This is a genomic window from Ligilactobacillus apodemi DSM 16634 = JCM 16172 (assembly GCF_001434405.1).
GTDB lineage: Bacteria > Bacillota > Bacilli > Lactobacillales > Lactobacillaceae > Ligilactobacillus > Ligilactobacillus apodemi.
In genome coordinates, this window is sequence record NZ_AZFT01000039.1 from 1 (window position 1) to 265 (window position 265).

Genomic DNA, 265 nt, shown 5'->3' on the forward strand with positions numbered 1-265 from the left:
AAATGCCGAGGACCGGAATCGAACCGGTACGGTGATCACTCACCGCAGGATTTTAAGTCCTGTGCGTCTGCCAGTTCCGCCACCCCGGCATGATCATCATTTATGCTGATCAAGCGGAAGACGGGATTCGAACCCGCGACCCCCACCATGGCAAGGTGGTGTTCTACCACTGAACTACTTCCGCATAAATGGTGCCGACTAGAGGATTCGAACCTCCGACCCTCTGATTACAAATCAGATGCTCTGCCAGCTGAGCTAAGTCGGC

At 54.3% G+C, this 265-nt stretch carries 3 tRNA genes; all 3 read right to left on the reverse strand.

From position 1 onward, the window contains the following. Positions 1-3: 3 nt before the first annotated feature. Positions 4-89: transfer RNA gene (locus FC32_RS03120), tRNA-Leu, on the reverse strand. 23 nt (positions 90-112) lie between these two features. Beyond that, a tRNA-Gly gene (locus FC32_RS03125) sits at positions 113-184 on the reverse strand. Between the two features lie 5 nt (positions 185-189). Beyond that, a tRNA-Thr gene (locus FC32_RS03130) sits at positions 190-265 on the reverse strand.